Annotated in this window: 2 protein-coding genes; one reads left to right on the top strand and one right to left on the bottom strand. The window is 49.7% G+C overall.

Annotated elements, in window-relative coordinates:
• A partial coding sequence (locus tag Q0095_RS08560) for a hypothetical protein (RefSeq protein WP_297883128.1) occupies nucleotides 1-510 on the top strand: 510 nt, incomplete at its 5' end.
• A 222-nt stretch (nucleotides 511-732) separates the two neighbouring features.
• Here Q0095_RS08560 and Q0095_RS08555 read toward each other — a convergent pair.
• Nucleotides 733-1,349, bottom strand: a 617-nt coding sequence (locus Q0095_RS08555; protein ID WP_297883127.1) for a glycosyltransferase, incomplete at its 5' end; no start/stop codon positions are given.

Below are 1,349 nucleotides of genomic sequence, written 5' to 3'. Positions count from 1 at the left end.
CCTAAAGAAATTTCTATTCACACCAAAGACGGCACTTTAAAAATGAAAAATCCCGTCAGATTTCGCGAAGATTGCGACGGCGGAGACGGCGATGCCTGCGCCGTACTTTCGAGCCTATTGCTACTAAATGGCGAAATTTCGCAAGAAGGCGCCAAAGATCTGCTTAAAAAAGGCTGCTACGAGCTTAACGGCGGCGAAAGCTGCACGAGACTCGCAGGATACGAGGATAGAGATTCGCAAGAGGGTAGAAAACTGTACAAAAAAGCATGCAAACTCGGCAATGGCGAGGGCTGCTTTATGTTCGGTTACGTCGCATATTTTGACGACGATGACAAAGAAGCGGGTGCGCGATACTTTGAGCGATCGTGCGAGTTGCGATTTGCGGAAGCGTGCTATTTTCTAGTGGGAATTTATTCAAATGATCCGGCAAAATCGCAAAGGTATCAGGCTCTATTTGAAAAATATCAACAAGAAAACGACGATGCGATAATCAGCTTTAGGCGCAGATAATTTTACGGCTCAATGCACTTTTGCGCGCTTTGTTTGCGGATTTAAATTTACGCAAATCAAAAAACGTCCGTCTCCTGCAAGCATGCAAATTTAAAATTTTTACTCAAACCGAAGCACCGCGTAAAATTTACACAAACGCAAAAAGTTAAATTTAATCGGTTTATAAATTTAAAGCCTCGTGCAGAGGTCGTCTCAAATTTACGCAAGCGAGCCTGCGCCCTTTTAAATTTTACTCATCACATCGTCGATTATCGCTTGCGCGCCGTTTCGATCCGCGAGCTCAAGCAGTCCTTTGCTCGCTCGTGCCACGTCGAAGCTCTCAATCAAGCCTAAGATCCGCTCGCCGCTCGCGTCCTCTTGACGTAAAATTTCGCAAAGTCCGCGCTCTTTAAGAAATTTCGCGTTATAAAACTGATGATCCGCCGCCGCGAACGGAAACGGCACGAATATTGCGGGCAGGCCGTTTGCGCAGAGCTCCCACAGCGTGCTGGCGCCGCTGCGTCCGACGCAAAGATCGGCGCTTGCGATGAGCTCGTGCATGTTTTTGCAAAAGCCCACGAGCTGTACATCTAGGCCCTGCTGCGCGTAGATCTGCGAGATGCGCTCAAACTCGCGCTCGCCGCACTGATGGATCACGCCGTAGCCGAGGCCCAAAAGCTTAGGCGCAAGCTCCACGGCAAGCGAGTTTATAAAGCTCGCCCCCTGCGAGCCGCCCAAAAAGATGACCCTCTTAAGCGCCGTGCGCTGCCGCGCCGTCTCGAAAAAAATATCAGCGATCGGATAAGCAAACGCGGGCTTTTCATAGGAGCTGTAAAACGCGCGCGCAAAGGGCCTCAATA

This window comes from uncultured Campylobacter sp. (genome assembly GCF_938045535.1).
Classification (GTDB): Bacteria; Campylobacterota; Campylobacteria; order Campylobacterales; family Campylobacteraceae; genus Campylobacter_B.
The sequence above is the reverse complement of the archived record's forward strand: the minus strand, read 5'-3'. Positions and strand labels throughout refer to the sequence as shown.